The 16,807-nt window shown below is 65.8% G+C and carries 18 protein-coding genes; 6 read left to right on the top strand and 12 right to left on the bottom strand.

Annotated features, from left to right (window positions below; all coding sequences use genetic code 11):
* Positions 1-44: 44 nt before the first annotated feature.
* Entirely contained in the window at positions 45-305 is a 261-nt protein-coding gene (locus tag ACQCS0_RS17180; RefSeq protein ID WP_354155243.1) for a hypothetical protein, read from the bottom strand.
* Positions 306-491: 186 nt separating this feature from the next.
* Between ACQCS0_RS17180 and ACQCS0_RS17175 the strand changes: the two genes are divergently transcribed.
* A complete protein-coding gene (locus tag ACQCS0_RS17175) occupies positions 492-1,727 on the top strand; it encodes a transposase family protein (protein ID WP_354156531.1) in 1,236 nt (411 codons plus the stop codon).
* Positions 1,728-1,789: 62 nt separating this feature from the next.
* Here the strand turns inward: ACQCS0_RS17175 and ykgO are convergent, their stop codons facing one another.
* On the bottom strand, positions 1,790-1,912 hold the full coding sequence (ykgO, locus tag ACQCS0_RS17170; RefSeq protein ID WP_354155315.1) for a type B 50S ribosomal protein L36: 123 nt from the start codon (positions 1,910-1,912) through the stop codon (positions 1,790-1,792).
* A 983-nt stretch (positions 1,913-2,895) separates the two neighbouring features.
* Here ykgO and ACQCS0_RS17165 point away from each other — a divergent pair.
* From ACQCS0_RS17165 to ACQCS0_RS17155, 3 genes are all read left to right on the top strand, one after another.
* Positions 2,896-4,062 (top strand): acetate kinase, encoded by a 1,167-nt coding sequence (locus tag ACQCS0_RS17165; RefSeq protein ID WP_354155244.1) that lies wholly within the window; start codon positions 2,896-2,898, stop codon positions 4,060-4,062.
* Positions 4,063-4,071: 9 nt separating this feature from the next.
* Positions 4,072-4,626, top strand: coding sequence for a GNAT family protein (locus ACQCS0_RS17160; protein ID WP_354155245.1), 555 nt, complete (start codon positions 4,072-4,074; stop codon positions 4,624-4,626).
* A 115-nt stretch (positions 4,627-4,741) separates the two neighbouring features.
* Complete coding sequence (locus tag ACQCS0_RS17155; protein WP_354155246.1) at positions 4,742-5,209, top strand: SRPBCC family protein; 468 nt, start codon at positions 4,742-4,744, stop codon at positions 5,207-5,209.
* An 89-nt stretch (positions 5,210-5,298) separates the two neighbouring features.
* Here ACQCS0_RS17155 and ACQCS0_RS17150 read toward each other — a convergent pair whose 3' ends face one another.
* Entirely contained in the window at positions 5,299-7,542 is a 2,244-nt protein-coding gene (locus ACQCS0_RS17150) for a S9 family peptidase (RefSeq protein WP_354155247.1), read from the bottom strand.
* Positions 7,543-7,927: 385 nt separating this feature from the next.
* On the bottom strand, positions 7,928-9,592 hold the full coding sequence (locus ACQCS0_RS17145) for an alkaline phosphatase D family protein (protein WP_354155248.1): 1,665 nt from the start codon (positions 9,590-9,592) through the stop codon (positions 7,928-7,930).
* 170 nt (positions 9,593-9,762) lie between these two features.
* Between ACQCS0_RS17145 and ACQCS0_RS17140 the strand changes: the two genes are divergently transcribed.
* Together ACQCS0_RS17140 and ACQCS0_RS17135 are read left to right on the top strand one after the other, a co-directional pair.
* The gene (locus tag ACQCS0_RS17140) at positions 9,763-10,179 is read left to right on the top strand and encodes a hypothetical protein (protein ID WP_354222377.1); all 417 of its coding nucleotides are present in this window, start codon (positions 9,763-9,765) and stop codon (positions 10,177-10,179) included.
* 83 nt (positions 10,180-10,262) lie between these two features.
* The gene (locus ACQCS0_RS17135; protein ID WP_426939928.1) at positions 10,263-10,460 is read left to right on the top strand and encodes a hypothetical protein; all 198 of its coding nucleotides are present in this window, start codon (positions 10,263-10,265) and stop codon (positions 10,458-10,460) included.
* Between the two features lie 81 nt (positions 10,461-10,541).
* On the opposite strand, the gene ACQCS0_RS17130 is transcribed toward ACQCS0_RS17135, so the two are convergent.
* The 8 genes from ACQCS0_RS17130 to ACQCS0_RS17095 form a co-directional block, all read right to left on the bottom strand.
* Complete coding sequence (locus ACQCS0_RS17130; RefSeq protein WP_354222375.1) at positions 10,542-11,648, bottom strand: LCP family protein; 1,107 nt, start codon at positions 11,646-11,648, stop codon at positions 10,542-10,544.
* A gap of 109 nt (positions 11,649-11,757) precedes the next feature.
* Positions 11,758-12,399, bottom strand: a complete 642-nt coding sequence (locus ACQCS0_RS17125; protein WP_354222373.1) for a low molecular weight phosphatase family protein — start codon at positions 12,397-12,399, stop codon at positions 11,758-11,760.
* Positions 12,400-12,653: 254 nt separating this feature from the next.
* On the bottom strand, positions 12,654-12,827 hold the full coding sequence (locus ACQCS0_RS17120) for a hypothetical protein (protein ID WP_354222371.1): 174 nt from the start codon (positions 12,825-12,827) through the stop codon (positions 12,654-12,656).
* Positions 12,828-12,997: 170 nt separating this feature from the next.
* Entirely contained in the window at positions 12,998-13,576 is a 579-nt protein-coding gene (locus tag ACQCS0_RS17115) for a hypothetical protein (protein WP_354222369.1), read from the bottom strand.
* The gene (locus ACQCS0_RS17110) at positions 13,573-14,124 is read right to left on the bottom strand and encodes an RNA polymerase sigma factor (RefSeq protein WP_426938843.1); all 552 of its coding nucleotides are present in this window, start codon (positions 14,122-14,124) and stop codon (positions 13,573-13,575) included. Before ACQCS0_RS17110 ends, ACQCS0_RS17115 begins: the two co-directional genes overlap by 4 nt.
* Positions 14,125-14,158: 34 nt before the next feature.
* Positions 14,159-14,707 carry a protein tyrosine phosphatase gene (locus tag ACQCS0_RS17105; protein WP_426938842.1) on the bottom strand — a complete coding sequence of 183 codons (549 nt, stop codon included), beginning with the start codon at positions 14,705-14,707 and terminating at the stop codon, positions 14,159-14,161.
* Positions 14,708-14,938: 231 nt separating this feature from the next.
* Positions 14,939-15,478: a hypothetical protein gene (locus ACQCS0_RS17100; protein WP_354222363.1), complete on the bottom strand. Its 540-nt coding sequence runs from the start codon at positions 15,476-15,478 to the stop codon at positions 14,939-14,941.
* Positions 15,479-15,909: 431 nt separating this feature from the next.
* Positions 15,910-16,677, bottom strand: a complete 768-nt coding sequence (locus ACQCS0_RS17095) for an integrase catalytic domain-containing protein (RefSeq protein ID WP_426940211.1) — start codon at positions 16,675-16,677, stop codon at positions 15,910-15,912.
* Positions 16,678-16,807: the final 130 nt, after the last annotated feature.

Below are 16,807 nucleotides of genomic sequence, written 5' to 3'. Positions count from 1 at the left end.
GCACCCGGGCTGGGTGCCGCCGTCGCCGGTCCCAGCTCGCTGGCTTAGCTGTTTTCCGGCTTGGCCACGCTGTCCGGGTCTTCCTGCTTGGCCGGCTCATCGGAGAGGCCCTCGGGCGTGAGGTCCAGGTTTTGCGGATCCTCGGGCTGCTCCGGAGCGTCACCCACCTCGCCGGCTTTGGGGCTTCCGGTGTCGTCGAGGGCCGGGTTGGCACCCTCGACGCCGGTGGGGTCCTTGGTGCCTGCCGTGTCAGATTCCGCGGTGTCGGGTTCGGTGTTGTCGGGCTGAGTGGTGTCGTTCGGCATGGAAGTCCCTCTCTGCGTAGTGCAACGTGTCCGCCGACTCTAAGCGCCTGCCGCGGCTTGCGCAACGGGGCGACCAGACTCATCAATAGTGCTCGCGAGATGGGGTGCGTGCCTCATTTGAGAAACGCTCGCGTAAATCACGGGCCGCCACGGGCACGGCGGTGACGATGAGGGATGGGCCTGTCGATGGGTACGCGTAGGGAAATCACGAAGCAGTACGCACGCGATTATGCGAAAGGAGCCAAGAAGGCCAAGGGGGCGGTGCTCGATGAGCTGGTGGCCGTCACCGGCTGGTCAAGGGCCAATGCCCGTCGGGCGCTGTCCACGGCCCGTAAGCGTAAGGGTCCTGCGAAGGCTGTTGTGCGGAAGCCGCGGGGACGTACTTACGGCTACGGCACCCTCAAGGTCCTGATCGAGGTGTGGCGGTTCGCGGGGATGCCGTCGGGTAAGTACCTGGCCGCCACCATGGACCTGTGGCTGCCCAAGCTTGAGGCCTTCGGGGAACTGGACAAGGACAGGCTGACCCCTGAGGTGAGGGCGCAGCTGCTGAAGGTCTCCGGTGCCACCATCGACCGGCTGCTCAAACCGACCAAGGACGCCGGCAGGCCTAAAGGCCTGTCCGCGACCAAGGCCGGGCCCCTGCTGCGCAACTCAATCACGGTCCGCAAGGCCGGGGATGAACACGAACAGGCTCCCGGTTTCATCGAAGCCGACATGGTCGTCCACTGCGGCCCCACCCTGGCCGGGGAATTCGCCAGGACCCTCACCGCCACGGACGTGTTCACCGGCTGGACCGAGAACGTCGCGGTCCGCAACGGCGCGCACAAATGGGTGCTGGAGGCAATGGATGAGGTCGTGGCACGGCTGCCGTTCCCCATGGTCGGGTTGGATACCGATAACGGAGGAGAGTTCATCAACTACGCCCTGATCAAATGGGTCGATGACAAGGACATCTACTTCACCCGGTCCCGGCCGTACAAGTCCAACGACAACGCCCACGTCGAGCAGAAAAACGGCGACGTGGTCCGCCGGCACGCCTTCCACTACCGCTACGATACCGCCGCGGAGCTGAAGCTGCTCAACGCCCTCTACGCCCTCGTGCGGGTACGGCTGAACCTCTTCACCGCCACCACGAAAGCGGTCGGCTGGCGCTCCAATAAGCACGGGAAGAAGGCCCGCATCTATGACAAACCGCGTACCCCGTACCAACGCGTGATCGATTCCGGGATCCTGACCGGAGCTAAAGCCGCGGAACTCGCCGAGCTGATGGAGATCACCAACCCGGCCGACCTCACCCGCGGCATCACCAAGATCCAGACCCAGCTGATCGCACTCGCCGCAGCGAAAACACGGGCACTGGAAGCATCATCCACGCGAGCACAATTAGATGAGGCAAGCAAGACACTTTCGCGTGCATCTTGACATGAGTCGTTTCGCGGGGTGGCCTGCGCAGCGGCAATAGCGGGGTGAGCCGGTCCGCAGCCTCAGCCCTGACGGGCCTTCATCCGCGGGTTCTTTTTGTTGATCACAAAGGTCCGGCCCCGGCGTCGGACGATCTGGGCGCCGGGAACCTCCTTCAGGGCGCGGAGGGAATTTCTGACTTTCATGGGCTTGCTCCTTGTTGTTGGTGGCGGTTGGTGGGTGGCGATTTGACCGGTTCGGCAGCGTGTAGCCGGGCCGTTCAGTTCGGGGCGGGGTCGAGCTGGAAAGGGTCGGTCAGACCGGCGAACCCTCCATTTCCGCGTCGGTGAGCTCACAGGCGGAGAGCAGGCGATCCGGCACTGCGGCGCGGCGGCGATCCACAGGCGGCCGCGCAACCAGCAGCAGCCCTCCGCGAGGGATGCCAGGGCGTGCTGGAACCGCTCAGGGTGCAGCGGACGTTCCCGCACAAGCTGCACACCGCGAACCCTCAGGGCGGGGTCGGCCGGAAACAAGTCCACCTCCGCCAGGAGGATGGTGTCATTGAACGACAGTTCGCCGATGAGGAATTCGCCCGCAGTGCGCTGGTCCTCCGGGACCGGGGTGAACCCGGACTCAAACAGGGTGTGATGGTCCCAAATGTGGTCCTCCAGCGTGTCAGGGGCGCAGGCAAGGACAGCGGAATCAATCGTCACCGGGCGGGAAAGGCCTCGCCGCAGCGCCCCGATCGCAGCCTCCGCGGACACCGCCGGCGGGAGCCCGATGATGGCCTGAGTCTCCCCGCGTTCGAGCAGCCGCTCGATGGTGGGCACCAGGTCCAGCCGCACGGTGCAGCTTAAGCAACCGTGTTCCAACTGCGTTTGGGCGCTCTCCAGGAGCCTGGACTGGCTGAAAATCCTGCGGATGACCACGCCGTTCTCCAGCAGGTCGTGCAGGACCACCACTGCGCCGGGATTGGCCGCAGCCGCGTCTTGGCAGGCTTGCTGGCGGCACAGGGCGTCCAGGGAGCTGATGACAGTGATATGCATGCCGATCACTCTAATGAGAATCATTATCATTTGCAATCGAAGTATCCAAGGGGCAACTTATAGAGTGGATTCCGGGGCGCTGCGCCAGGCTCCAGCACCACCTCGTCAGCTGTGCACGCGGTACCAAGGCTTCAGGAGGCCCCATGCTTGTGCTTGTCATTAATTCCGGCTCGTCCTCGCTCAAGTACCAGGTCCGTGACGTGGCCGCCGGCATTGTGCTGACGGAGGGGCTGATCGAGAAGATCGGCATGGGGAACGGCGGTGATGGCGACGGCGAAATCGAGGGCCCCCGGGACCATGCCGAGGCGCTGGTACAGGTAGATGCCGCGATCCATGCCGAGCTCGGGGACCTCGAGCTGGCGGCGGTGGGCCACCGTGTGGTCCACGGCGGCGAGCGGTTCGCCGAGCCGGTGCTGATCGACAACGAGATCACCCGTGCCATCGAGCGCCTCAATCCGCTTGCGCCGCTGCACAACCCCGCCAACGTCCTGGGCATCCGAGCCATCAGCAGGAAGTGGCCCGACCTGCCGCAGGTGGCGGTGTTCGACACCGCTTTCCACCGCACCCTGCCGGAGCACGCATGGCGCTACGCCGTCCCGGACGAGCTCTACACGAACCACGGCATCCGCCGCTATGGCTTCCACGGCACCTCGCACGAGTACGTCACGCAGCGCGCCGCCGCGCTGCTGGATCTTCCCATGGAAGAGTTCGACGGCGTGATCGCCCACCTGGGGAACGGTGCCTCCGTCACGGCCATCAGCCGTGGTCATTCGGTGGACACGTCCATGGGCTTCACTCCGTTGGAGGGCCTGGTGATGGGCACCCGCTCAGGCGACCTTGATCCCTCCATCCTGGTATTCCTCGGCCGGATCGGGTGGACGCCGGAGGACATCGACACCATGCTCAACCGTGAATCGGGGCTGAAGGGGCTCGCTGGGAACAACGACATGCGCTCGGTGGTGGAGGCGTCAGAGGCTGGCGACGCCAAGGCCTCAATGGCGCTCGCGGTCACGTCCTACCGGCTGGCAAAGTACATCGGCGGCTACCATGTGGCCGTCGGCGGGGCCAAGGCACTTGTGTTCACCGCGGGGATCGGCGAGAACTCGCACCAGTTCCGCGCACTGGTGACTGAAAGGCTGCGTGCGTTGGGGATAGAGCTCGACGCCGGCCTGAACAGTCAGCGGTCCAAGGAGCCGCGGGTGATTTCCACGGCTGCGTCCGTCATCCCCGTTTTGGTGGTGCCCACCGACGAGGAGCGCGCCATCGCAGAGGCGACTGCCGCCGTCGTCCACTCCGGGTCCATGGCATAGCCTCAGTCCATGCCTGATATCACTTTGCCCCTCCGCACCGAGCGGTTGATCCTGCGCCGGTTCGAAGCTGCGGACCTGGACGCCTTCCATGCCTACCATTCGCTGCCCGACACGGCCCGCTTCCTGCCGGGGGAGGCCAAGAGCTACAACAAGTGCATGGAGTCCGTGGGCAAGTACGCCAATTTCGTCTTCGAGAAGGAGAGCGACTGGGTCTGCCTGGCCATCGCAGCGAAGGGATCGCCGGGACTGCTGGGCGAAGTGGTGCTGAAGTGGCTTCCGGGGCGCGGCCAGGGCGAAGTCGGATGGACCCTGGCACCAGCCGCGCGGGGCAAGGGCTACGGGGCCGAGGCCTCGGATGCGGTGCTGAAGCTGGGATTCGAGGAGCTGGGGATGCACCGGATCGAGGCAAGGCTCGACGCCCTGAATACCGCCTCCGCGGCTCTGTGCGAACGGCTGGGCATGCGGTTGGAAGCCAGGTTTGTGGACAAATGGCACTACAAAAACCAGTGGGCCACCGAGTTGGTCTACGCGATCCTCGCCGAAGAATGGACTGCGCGGAGCTGAGCCCACCGGAGGTTTCCGGACGCCATTGACTGCCTGCTGGGTCAAGGCCAAACTGGCGTTGTGCCTAGCTGCCGGCCATGCCGCGCTGGCAACAGGCGTGTCTGAGGAGAATCCAATGCCTGTCGTGGAAGAAACTGTCTACATCGCCCGCCCGCCACAGGAAGTCTTCAATTTCCTGTCAAAGGGCGAAAACATTCCAGTCTGGGACTCCTCGGCCGTCCATGCCGAAACGGTCGGGACCGAGCCTGTTGCAGTCGGCACCCGGGTCAAGGGCGCCAGCAAGGTGGTGGGCAGGAAATTCGACTGGACAACGGAGGTCATCGAATTCCAGCCTCCAACCCGCTTTGTATCCCGCTCGGTGGAAGGAAAGCTGGAATTCACTGTCACCAATGTCCTGGAACCTGAAGGCGACGGCACCCGCCTGAACTACCGGATCGACGCCGCGTCGGGACTGGGCGGGGTATTCGGCAAACTCGCCGACCGGTTTGTGGAAAAAGCCCAGTCCCGCACCGTCCATGCCAACCTCGAGACTCTGGCCGAACTTCTGGCCGAGCACCCCGAATACGGCCGGGATGACGGCTGAGTCGCGGGATCCGGGTTTCGACAAGCTCAACCACCGGATTCGGCCCGGTGAGGGAGCGGATGGGAAGCGAGATCCAGGAATCCGATGGGCTACTTGAGGCCAGCCCCGGGCAGCAGGTCCTTGGCGCCGAGGGAGTCGGCGAGGAAGGCGTAGTCCCACGCCCGCTCGCGCCACTGGACATAGCGCCCGGACGCGCCGCCGTGGCCGCCGTCCATCTCGATCTTCATCACCACAGGCTCCGTGCCGGTGGTCCTGTTCCGCAGCTCCTGGACCCACTTGGCGGGCTCCACGTATAGCACGCGCGTGTCGTTGAACGAGGTCACCGCGGCCACCTTGGGGTACGCGACTGAATGCACATTCTCGTACGGCGAGTACGACTTCATGTAGGCGTACACCTCCGGGTCCGTGATGGGGTTGCCCCATTCCTCCCACTCCAGAGCGGAGAGCGGCAACTCCGGGTCCAGGATGGTGGTGAGGGCATCCACAAACGGCACCTGCGCCACCACCGCTGCATACTTTTCCGGCGCCAGGTTGGCCACGGCACCCATCAGCAGACCGCCCGCAGAACCGCCCAGCGCCGCAATCCGGGACGGATCAACCCACCCGGAGGCGGCCAGCCAGTCGGTGGCGTCCACAAAGTCGGTGAACGTGTTCTTCTTGGTGAGCTTCTTGCCGTCCTCATACCAGTGCCGGCCCAGCTCGCCGCCGCCGCGGATGTGCGCGATCACAAACACCACACCACGGTCCAACAGTGATAGCCGGGCGATGCCGAAACCGGGGTCCATGCTCAGTTCGTAGGAGCCGTACCCGTAGACCAGGCCAGCCGCCGTCGAATCCTGTTTGACGCTCTTGTGCCGCAGCACAGACAGGGGGATCCGCGTGCCGTCCGCTGCGTCGGCCCATTCGCGGGTGGCCACGTAGTCGCCGGCGGAGTAGCCGCCCAGCACCGGGCTTTCCTTGCGGAGCAGCAGCTCACCAAGCGGCAAAGCCGGGGTGGGCAGCACAAAGTCGTAGACGCGCGACGGCGTGAAGTAGGACGTGTAGCCCAGCCGGATCACCGGCGCCTCGTAGTCCGAACCGCCCACGCCGGCCGTGTAGAGCTCCTCATCGAACGCCGGTTCCACCGGGGCTTCCTGAGCGGGCGTACCGAGGCCGGCCAATCCCATCACCTGGACGCGTTCGATGGTGTCCTTGCGGACGGAGACAATCAGGTGCGTGGAGGTGACGCCGGCACCGTTGACGCGGACGTCGTCGGAATGCTCGACGACGGTGATCCAGTGCTGCTCGGCCAGCGGCTTGGCGAGCTCGGCCGGGTCCGCCAGGGAGACCATGGAGTTGATGGCACCGCGGTTGTGGGTGAGCAGGATGCGCTCTGACGTTTCGCCGTCAGGACCGGTGAGCAGGAACGGTTCGGCCTCATAGAGGACGCGCTCGTCCCGCGAAATCACCGTGGTGAGGGCCGACGTCGGGTCATCAAAACGCAGCAGGCGGGTCTCGCTGTATTCGGAGCAGCCGATGCCCAGCACGAGGTGACGCCTGTCAGAGGAGAGCTCAAAGCCCAGCCACATGGCGACGTCGTCCTCCTGGTAAATCACCTCATCGTCGGTGACGGGGGTGCCCAGGACGTGGGACTTGACCTGGTACGGGCGCCACGAATCGTCCACCACGGTGTAGAAAATGCGGGTGCCGTCGGGGGAGAAGCTGACGCCGTAAAAGATGTTCTCGATGACGTCCGGCAGGAGTTCGCCCGTGCGGAGGTCCTTGATGTGAAGGGTGAAACGTTCGTCGCCGGCATTGTCCACGGCGTAGGCATAGAGGTTCCCGTCCACGGTGACAGCCGATCCGCCCACGGAGAAGAACGGCTTGCCTTCGGCTTCGATGTTGCCGTCCAGCAGGACTTCCTCGCCGGGGATCTCGACGCCGGCCTGCACCGCGGGGGGAGTCCAATCGGCCACGGGGTTGCCGGAGTCCTGGGCGCGGACGCGGCACTGGATGCCGTACTCCTTGCCCTCAACCGAGCGGCTGAAGTACCACCAGCCGTCCTTGCGGTTTGGGACAGACAGGTCTGTTTCCTGGGTGCGGCCCTTGATTTCCTGGAAGATGGCCTCGCGCAGCGGCTCCTGGTGCGCGGTGACCGCCTCCTGGTAGGCGTTCTCGGCTTTCAGGTGCTCCACGACCTCGGGGGATTCCTTATCGCGCAGCCACTCGTAGTTGTCCACGAAGGTGTCCCCGTGGTGCGTACGCTCGTGCGGGACCTTCTTGGCGACGGGCGGTGCGGCGGGCGCAGGGGCAGCGGAAGAGTTGGCGGAATCCTGCAGCGGAGTCTGGGTCATGCCTTCAATATATAGAGCCGCGCGGACAACGGCGCGGCCGTTCGCTACCGGGGTAGCGCGGCCCCTTCCCGCCTCGGTTGATCTATCACTTATGGTTCCTAAACCCGGGGCAAAGCGACTCTAAGTGATAGATCAACGGGGCGGGCTGGGCAGGCAGCCAAAGTTACCCGCCGGAACCCCTTGAAACGTCCCCCGCCCGGTGCTAGAACGGCATTACCGGGAGGATCCGGACGCGTTTCTTTTTCATCTGCCTCTTGAGGGCGAATAGCCGTTTGGGCACGCCACAGCGCCAGATAGCGCATCGGCAGTCTGCGGGTGACCCTCCCGATACGGTGGCCCCCGGCATTGAGCCGGGGGCCATCTCAACTCCCGACGGCGGCCGTCCTCACCGCTCCGGCGTCAGCACCTGCGAGAAGAGCGTGGCGCCGTTGGCGTTCCGCAGGCTAGCGATGAAGCTGTCATCCTCGCCCAGTTGGACGTGGCCGAAGAACTGGTTCTCGCCGTCGCGCGGTGATTCGCCAGGGAACCGTCCGGCCTTGGCAAATACCACCTCGGGGCCGAAGGTCCCGTCCATCGGGTTCGGCCCGAAGGATCCGGCGGCGATGGGCCCGGCCACGAATTCCCAGAACGGATCGAAGTCCGTGAACGCCGCACGCTCGGGGGAGTAGTGGTGGGCGGCGCAGTAGTGCACGTCGGCCGTCAGCCACACCACGTTCTTGACCCGGTTGCGCTTGAACGCGCTCAACACCCCGGCGATCTCCAGTTCACGGCCCAGTGGAGCGCCCGGATCCCGGTTGGAGACGCTCTCCTCATTGACAGGGCCGTCCGGGACGATGATGCCCAAGGGCAGGTCCGCGGCGATCACCTTCCAGGTCGCCTTGGACTTGGAAACCTCGCGGATCAGCCAGTCCACCTGCTCCTGGCCAAGGATGGAGGTGGCGTGGGCCTCCTTGCCGTCGGTGTTGGGTGACTTGAAGGTGCGCATGTCCAGGCAGAACACGTCCAGCTGAGGACCGCGGGGGATCTTCCGGTAGATGCGGGCCGGCTGGTAGTGCCCGCCGTCGTCGAACGTTCCCGGGCGCCACAGCGCGGAACTGTCAGCGATGGGCATGTTCTCCTGCCACGCCTGCCGGCCACGCGCTGCGAGGGTGTTGACGTCGCGGACGGTGTAGCGGGGGTCGTCGATGATCTGGCCCGGGTACCAGTTGTTGTGGGTCTCGTGGTCGTCCCACTGGGCGATCACCGGGACGTCGGCGAACATGGCGCGCATGTTGGCGTCCAGGGAGTTGTAGCGGTGCCGGCCGCGGAACTCGGTGAGCGTTTCGGCCACCTTGGAGATCTCCTCGGTGACCAGGTTGCGCCACACCTGCCCGTCCTTCTCCACCACGGTTTCGGCAATGGGGCCGTCGGCGTAGACGGTGTCGCCGGAGTGGATGAAGAAGTCGGGCCGGGTGTTATGCATGGCCCGGTAGCCGCGCATGCCGCCGATCTCCTCGTTGATGCCCCAGCCCTGGCCGGCGGTGTCGCCGGTCCAGACAAAGCTTTGGGCGTATGACCGCGGGAGGTCACCGCCGGTGCGTCCCTCGCCGTTGAAGGTCCCGGCGTCGGGTGCCGTGCGGAAGGTTCCCTTGACGGTTTCCCCGGCCGCGCCGCCGTCGTCCTCGAAACTGATCTCCAGCGCGAAGCGGGTGTTGGCGGGGAGGTGGCTGGCGTGGATTTTGGCCGTGAAGTCCGACGCCTGGGTGGCTCTGGGACCGCGGAGGGTGCGTTCGAAGGCACCCCGCCCGCTCAGTACAGTGCCGCCGTCGTCCACGGCGCGGAAGATGGCGGTCATCCGGCCAGCGGCGGAGGAACGGGACCAGAGCACGGCGGAATCCGAGGTGACGTCGCCGGTGGCGATGCCGCTGGGCAGGGTGAGGCGGTTCCGCACCAAGGGGATCCCGGACCGGCCGGCCCGGAAGCTGCTGGCGTTCGCGGCGGCGGGCGCGGCCGCCAGCGCTGCTGCGAGGACGGAACCTTTGACGATGGTGCGGCGTGAGATATCAGTCATAGGCCCACCCTGCCGGGGGCGAATACACAGCCCGTTTCCCCCGGATGAACGCCGAGCGTGGCGCGGGTTAACTCATGCTGGTGTGGCTTGCCACAGAACGCGCAGCGGGACCTTGACAGGGCGTCATTATCGCGTCTAATTGTAAGCACTCTTAGTAATTTTTGGGGGCGATGATGCGAAACCTAATTCCGAAAGGCATCCTCCGGAAGGTGCTCCTGCCGCCCACGTACGGCTTGCACCTGACACGGGGCGCTGAGTTCACGGTGCTCTCCGTCGAAGTCTGGAGCACGTGCCTGGTGGTCAACATCCACGTGGAATCCGCTGCCGGGAGGGCCATCCCGGAAATTGCCGTCGAGGACCATTGGGGCACGCTCTACACATTGAGGGATGCGGCCAGTGTGGGCTCACGGAACTTGCAGGTGTTCACCCCGTCCGTGCCGCCCGGCACCAGAAGCTTGACCATCAGGTCCACGGACGACGCGAACGCCCGCCTGGTGGTGACCTTTGCCGTCCCGCGGATGCAGGAAGCCGGCCAAGAAGCCAAGGCGCCGGTTTCCCGCCCGGTCCGACTGCGCCGTCCGGCCTAAAAGCAGGGCGGACTAGAACGCACTCACGGGAGTATCCTGATCACGCAAAGGCGCACGCGCCCAGAGTGATGAGGGGAAGTTCCATGACCATCCCGCCAGTGCACGAACCAGAGCCGTTCCCGCCCGAACCAGGCCCGGACCCCTTTAACCCGGGCCCCACCCATCCCGGCCACCCGGGACCGGACGGGCCCAGCCCCATCCCGACGCCGGAACCTCCAGGCCCGCTGCCCGTCCCGGATCCGGGGCCGGCACCGCTGCGCCCGGACCCCACCCGGAGTTAAGTCACCAATGAAGCGGCCCCTGGCACGGCCGGGGGCCGCTTCATTGGTGCCCGCTAGTACCGGATCGTGTTGCCCGGCGTGCTATCCGCCGGCGTACTCGGGCAGCCGGCCTTCGCGCATGGCCGCCGCCACCTGGGCGATCCCGCCGTAGTCCGGGAACACCACCGACGCCCCTCCAGGTGCCGTGCCCACCCCGGCTGTCGGCAGCGTGAGCGAAACAATGGCATTGGGGTCGATGCCGCGCATTCCGTAGGCAAGGATCGCCACGCCCACAGGATCAAAGCCCTGGTCCACGGTGAGGTAGCCGGCGGCGAAATTCACCAGGGCCCGCACTGCGGTCACATCGTGCAGGGCGCCGTCGCTGGTCAGCCGGGCGAGGATGGCGCGGAGGAACGTCTGCTGGTTTCGGACCCGCTGGAAGTCGCCGTCAACGAAGGCGTAGCGCTCGCGGACGAATTCCAGTGCCGCCTGGCCGTCCAGGTGGTTCACCCCCGGCGTGAAAACGTGCTGCGTTTCGTGCGTGGACTGGAACGGCACTGTGACGTTCACGTCGATTCCGCCCAGCCCGTCCGTGAGCGTCTTAAATCCGTTGAAATCCAGCATGACGGTGTGGTCGATGTGGGTCTCCATCAGGGACTCCACCGTCCGGGTGGCCAGCGGTATGCCGCCCGCCTGCAGGCTTTCGTTGATCTTGGCGAAGCCATAGTCGGGGATGTTGACGTAGAGGTCCCGCATGAGGGAGACGACGTGCACACTGCGGCGGTCGGCCGGGACGTGGACCAGCATCAGGGTGTCGGCGCGGTGGTCCTGGGATTCGCCGGTGGCTTGGGTGATGGCCGCCTGCTCCCGGGCGTTGGCGCGGCTGTCGCTGCCGATCACCAGGATGTTCATGGGCGCCGCCGGGAGTTCCGCGATGGGTTCGGGCGGCGGGGGAGGGGCCGGTGCCGGCGGCGGCGGCGGCGTCTCCGAAGGAGTGGGGGTCGCGGAGTCAGCGATGATGGGCGCCGGGGCCGCAACATCCGCGGCTGGCCGGGTGAATACCAGGGCGGACACGACGACGACGGCCACCAGCACCAGCGACAGCACCGCCGCGATCACGCGCCGCCGTTTCAGCGCGGCAGGCGCGGCAGCTTCGGGGCCGGACGGGGCCGGGTCAATCGGATCCGAACCGCTTGGGGTGCTTACCATGACTTAGTGTCCGCCCTCGTGCCCGGTTACGGCTATAACGCGGGGCGTGTCGTTTCCGTGCTGTGACGTACGACGGTGGCTCGCCGGGTTCGGTGAAAAGCGCGCTTGCTTAGGCGGGAACGTTGAGGCGGGCGTGCCGCAGGACGGAAACGATGGCGGGGGCCAGCTCGTCCTCCATCTGGCGGTATACCTCCGGGCTGCGCCGGTAGGGGTCAATGATGTCGTTCTCCGAGGAATCCGCCGGCAGCGACAGGTGCCGGACGGACGCGGCCCGCGCGGGCAGCCCTCGCCAGAAGGCGGTGTTGGCACTGAGGGGATTGCCGCCGTCGGCCGTTACCGGACCGATTGCGGCACTGTCCGCACGCTCGTCCAGGACGTCGAGCATCCGGGCGAACTCGCGGATGGTGAAGGTGCGCTTGAGCAGGGACGCGTCCAGTTGGAGTACTTCGCCGCGATGGCCCGAGGTCATGGTGAGCACCAGGTCCACGCCGCGCAATATTTTGCTGGTCAGTTGCCGCGAGACGAAACCGTCCGGGTTCCCGCCAAAGGTGCGCACGATGTCTCCGGACAGCGGCTGCATGGGGTCGCCCAGCATGGCCCGGGTTCCGGCGCTGGTGACCTCGAAGCCGCCCGGCATCACCTGGTCCAGCCCGGCCTGCAGCAGGCGTTCGGCCACTGGGGAGCGGCAGATGTTGCCGGTGCAGACCGTCAGGATCCTCACGGGTGCGGGGGCAGATGCGGGGGATTCCACGGAACTTCTCTTTTCCAGCCGGGGCGCCGGACCGAGACGGCCCGTCGTGGCTCTCAACTTAACATGTGCGGGCGGGGTGTGCTCAGCGGCTGCCGTGTCGCTGGGCGCCGGGCCAGTCATGGCCCAGAACGCAAAGGCGGCGGAGAAAACCGTGACGCTGACGGCCACCCTCATGCAGCTTAACGGCTCAGGCGCTTCGGGCGCCGCAACCGCGGTTGTCCGCAACCAGAAAATCGGGCATATCGAGGTTCACCCTACTGGCTTGACGCCAGACGCCCCATCAGCACGGCACCGGCCGCGGGGGACGGCACCACCCAGGCGAAGGCAAGGACGCCCGCGGACAGCGGGACGGACACCACGTCCGCCCGTCCACCGTGGCGCGGACGCCCCGGCCTGTTCGCCCGGGTCATCGCGACGTAGCGGTCCACCGCTCGTCGAACCTGCCGGCCGGCTCGATCGCCTCCACCATGTCCGCGGACGATTTCAAAGAGCCGACCTCCTGCTCGGTCTCGATCGCTGCGGCGGCTCCCTCAGGAACGAGGTCCCGCAGTCCCGAGCCGGGTTGGCCGCCGGCAGCAGCTTGGTGCCCACGTTCAGGCTAACTGTGGGCCTTGAAGGACGGAGATGCGGGTGCAGGCCGGTTCCCTGGCTTCTGGGGGACGGCGGGTGCAGGCCCGTTAGCCGGTCCGTTGGCTGGCGGGATCACCGGCGATGACGCGGGGTTCGTGCCGGACCGCCCCGGGTCGCCTTGCGCAGGTGCTGGAAGATCGGGAACGCGGGCGGGCGTCTTCGTGGCACCGGGGCCGGGGGCGGGTGTTGGCTTTCCCGAGTAGCCGTGCGTGACCGCGTCGATCACGGTGGTGATGGCCTGTTGTGCATGTTCGCGGAATCCGGGATCGGCCGCGGCCACGGCCGCTGTGCCAATTCCCATGGACGCTGCAATGGCCACCGCCGTGAAGGCGGTTCGGCGGTGGTTGCGCCGGCGGCGGGCGTCCAGGCTGGCCGGTCCGGTGGCCATGAGTGCTTCAAGTTCAGCGGAAGGAACCACAGCGGGACTGGCCACAAAACAGCGCAGGTCCAGCAGTACGGCTCTCAGATCAGGGGCATCTTCGCTGCCGGTTTCCAAGAGTAGTTCATCGACGACCTGTTCGTCGCGAAGTGTGTGCCTGGTGATCATGAGGCCACCCTTGTCTCAACTTTGAGCAGCTTCCGTAGGCTGGCCAGGGCCCGGTGCTGGAGCTGCGTTATGGCACCTGGCGACTTCTGCATGATGGAGGCGACGTCGTTCACGGACAACTCAGCGATGATACGCAGCCGGAGGACTTCCCGATGATCCTCGCTGAGGCCCTCAAGCATCGCCAGGGCGTTGGCTTCTGCGTTGCCGTCCAGGACCGTGTCCTCGGCCGATGCGCTCAGACGGTCGTCCCTGCCGGGATCGTACTCCATCGGGACGGGTGTTCTGCTGCGGCGGCGGTGGTGATCTACGAGGCGGGCGTGGGCGATGGAGAAGATCAGCACCCGGAGGCCTTTCGCTCCGCCGCTGACCGCCGTCAATCTGGGGTATACGGCCAGGAACACATCGTGGGTGACGCCCTCGGGATCGTCCACTCCGCCGGCCCGCAGATAGCCAGCGACTGCCGGTGAGAATGCCCGGTATACGGCGGAGAACAACGATGCGCAGTCCCCGTGGCCCGCTGCCACCAGGTCGTCAGTGATCGTATCCATCCCCCGCCTCCCAGACATCCCCGTTCGGCCTGGCTTAGGGTTTCCCTGCCGTGGCAGGCTTGTGGGACAGGCCCTTGTCAGCCTGCGCCAGCGGCGTTCCCTTGCCCGGTGATAGGGATGTGCCCGAGTTAGCCGGTTTGTCCTGCCGATGGTCAGCCGCCTGGCCGGGCGCTGGCACGGATTTGCAATACGCTGCGATACCCGCGCCGCCATTCGCTGCCGTCGCCAAGGACTCAGAGGCGGTTGAGGCCGGGTCCAGGCCGCCGTTGGTGAACGCCGTGCACAGTCCGAAGGCTGCCGGACCGGTAGCGTCCGGGCCCGCAGGTGTTGCGTCCGGCCGCGGCGCTGGCGCAGCGGCGGCCTTCGATGCTTTCCCGTGCCGGGCCGCGGCGGGCGTATGCTCAGCGGCCGTGGAAGCGGCCGCCGGTGCTGGGGCGCCCATGACCTCATGACTGGCCTGCTGGAGCGGCGCGGGAAGTGTCCCGGTGTAGGCTGCGGTGGCCGCGCCCCCGGCGGCGAGGGTTCCTCCGGCCAGAATCCCGGCCGCGATCTTGCTTGTCACCAATGCGGTAAAGAACGACATGAAGTCCTCCAATGTGAATACCCTGAAAAATGCTGATGGACGTCAGGTCCATATTTAAGTAATCGCCCGACGTGCGGGAATATGACGCAGATTGCACGCTAAATCCGAAAGACTTGATCAAGGGACGTGATGAACTCCCGCCGCGCGGCCGCCCAAGGTTCCTGAACGGGCGACGACGGGCGGGCAGCAGCGATGGTCCCGCCCCTGCGCTGCCCGTCGCACTGCCGGAACCTATCCGATGCTGTACCAGTTCGTCCCGTCGCGGGTGACCTGGAGGCCGCCGCCGGATTCGGTCGTCACCGCGTTTCCGTCATAGACGAAGCCGCTGGGGTCAGCCGGGCAGGAACCTGGCGCGGGTCCGTCCGTGCCCAAGACAGGCGCGCCTTCATAGCCAGTGAGGTAGAAGCCTGTCACGGCTCCGTCCTTACCCTTGGAGTTCTCACGCGCAACCGTGGTGACGAGTCCTTGGGCAGTGCTGGTGGTGCTGTGCTGTTGAACAATTTCCCGTGTTTCAGCGTTGCCCTGCACGACGATCTTCGTGCAGGTCCACGTCGTCTCGCTAACAGAATTCACGCGGAAGTCCACGGCAAATGCGTTGTCCTGGAGCACTTTGTTATTCCAGGAAAAGACAAGCTGCACATCCCCCTTGCCGACAAACCCCGTCCCCGTGGCCGGATCAAATATCACGGACGCCATTGCCGGAGCCGCCACCGCCATAAGGCCTGCCAACGCCGCCGACGCGCCGGCCACTCTAAGTGAAGTTGTTCTCATGTGAGCTCAATGCCCCTTCAGATCTGGTTCGGACCGGGGCGCGGATCGCAGCGTCCGGTAGCCGGAGTCTACGAACGTACGCCGACCGAAAGTACGAGTACCCAGTACTCGACTTATCGGAACCTGCCATGACTCCGCTTACCCGGTACTCGCCTCAGCCGGAGGCGCGACTCACCCGGAATGGTCCGACTGATCCCGAAACGACCCTTGCGAACCCTGGCGTGACCCCATGTGACCCACACGCCGCACAGTTACGGGTGGTTGTGGCCGGCACAAACGTCATTCGACGGCCGCCGCTGTCGCTTCTGGGCTCATCGCCACTGCCGGCCTCCACCTCTGGCAGCGCCACGCCAGAATGAGCGTCCCCGGCGAAACAGTCAGCCAGGTGGCACTGGCATCCATCCTCCCCGCGCCGCCCGAAACGACTCATGTCAAGATGCACGCGAAAGTGTCTTGCTTGCCTCATCTAATTGTGCTCGCGTGGATGATGCTTCCAGTGCCCGTGTTTTCGCTGCGGCGAGTGCGATCAGCTGGGTCTGGATCTTGGTGATGCCGCGGGTGAGGTCGGCCGGGTTGGTGATCTCCATCAGCTCGGCGAGTTCCGCGGCTTTAGCTCCGGTCAGGATCCCGGAATCGATCACGCGTTGGTACGGGGTACGCGGTTTGTCATAGATGCGGGCCTTCTTCCCGTGCTTATTGGAGCGCCAGCCGACCGCTTTCGTGGTGGCGGTGAAGAGGTTCAGCCGTACCCGCACGAGGGCGTAGAGGGCGTTGAGCAGCTTCAGCTCCGCGGCGGTATCGTAGCGGTAGTGGAAGGCGTGCCGGCGGACCACGTCGCCGTTTTTCTGCTCGACGTGGGCGTTGTCGTTGGACTTGTACGGCCGGGACCGGGTGAAGTAGATGTCCTTGTCATCGACCCATTTGATCAGGGCGTAGTTGATGAACTCTCCTCCGTTATCGGTATCCAACCCGACCATGGGGAACGGCAGCCGTGCCACGACCTCATCCATTGCCTCCAGCACCCATTTGTGCGCGCCGTTGCGGACCGCGACGTTCTCGGTCCAGCCGGTGAACACGTCCGTGGCGGTGAGGGTCCTGGCGAATTCCCCGGCCAGGGTGGGGCCGCAGTGGACGACCATGTCGGCTTCGATGAAACCGGGAGCCTGTTCGTGTTCATCCCCGGCCTTGCGGACCGTGATTGAGTTGCGCAGCAGGGCCCGGCCTTGGTCGCGGACAGGCCTTTAGGCCTGCCGGCGTCCTTGGTCGGTTTGAGCAGCCGGTCGATGGTGGCACCGGAGACCTTCAGCAGCTGCGCCCTCACCTCAGGGG

This window comes from Pseudarthrobacter sp. S6 (assembly GCF_050156575.1).
GTDB lineage: Bacteria > Actinomycetota > Actinomycetes > Actinomycetales > Micrococcaceae > Arthrobacter.
The sequence above is the reverse complement of the archived record's forward strand: the minus strand, read 5'-3'. Positions and strand labels throughout refer to the sequence as shown.

Coding starts and splice junctions, on each gene's coding strand:
- ACQCS0_RS17115 (WP_354222369.1), bottom strand. CDS start 13,576: ATGATCACCAGGCACACACTTCGCGACGAACAGGTCGTCGATGAACTA.
- ACQCS0_RS17160 (WP_354155245.1), top strand. CDS start 4,072: ATGCCTGATATCACTTTGCCCCTCCGCACCGAGCGGTTGATCCTGCGC.
- ykgO (WP_354155315.1), bottom strand. CDS start 1,912: ATGAAAGTCAGAAATTCCCTCCGCGCCCTGAAGGAGGTTCCCGGCGCC.
- ACQCS0_RS17180 (WP_354155243.1), bottom strand. CDS start 305: ATGCCGAACGACACCACTCAGCCCGACAACACCGAACCCGACACCGCG.
- ACQCS0_RS17140 (WP_354222377.1), top strand. CDS start 9,763: ATGATGCGAAACCTAATTCCGAAAGGCATCCTCCGGAAGGTGCTCCTG.
- ACQCS0_RS17155 (WP_354155246.1), top strand. CDS start 4,742: ATGCCTGTCGTGGAAGAAACTGTCTACATCGCCCGCCCGCCACAGGAA.
- ACQCS0_RS17150 (WP_354155247.1), bottom strand. CDS start 7,542: ATGACCCAGACTCCGCTGCAGGATTCCGCCAACTCTTCCGCTGCCCCT.
- ACQCS0_RS17165 (WP_354155244.1), top strand. CDS start 2,896: ATGCTTGTGCTTGTCATTAATTCCGGCTCGTCCTCGCTCAAGTACCAG.
- ACQCS0_RS17110 (WP_426938843.1), bottom strand. CDS start 14,124: ATGGATACGATCACTGACGACCTGGTGGCAGCGGGCCACGGGGACTGC.
- ACQCS0_RS17100 (WP_354222363.1), bottom strand. CDS start 15,478: ATGAGAACAACTTCACTTAGAGTGGCCGGCGCGTCGGCGGCGTTGGCA.
- ACQCS0_RS17130 (WP_354222375.1), bottom strand. CDS start 11,648: ATGGTAAGCACCCCAAGCGGTTCGGATCCGATTGACCCGGCCCCGTCC.
- ACQCS0_RS17175 (WP_354156531.1), top strand. CDS start 492: ATGGGTACGCGTAGGGAAATCACGAAGCAGTACGCACGCGATTATGCG.
- ACQCS0_RS17135 (WP_426939928.1), top strand. CDS start 10,263: ATGACCATCCCGCCAGTGCACGAACCAGAGCCGTTCCCGCCCGAACCA.
- ACQCS0_RS17145 (WP_354155248.1), bottom strand. CDS start 9,592: ATGACTGATATCTCACGCCGCACCATCGTCAAAGGTTCCGTCCTCGCA.
- ACQCS0_RS17105 (WP_426938842.1), bottom strand. CDS start 14,707: ATGTCGTTCTTTACCGCATTGGTGACAAGCAAGATCGCGGCCGGGATT.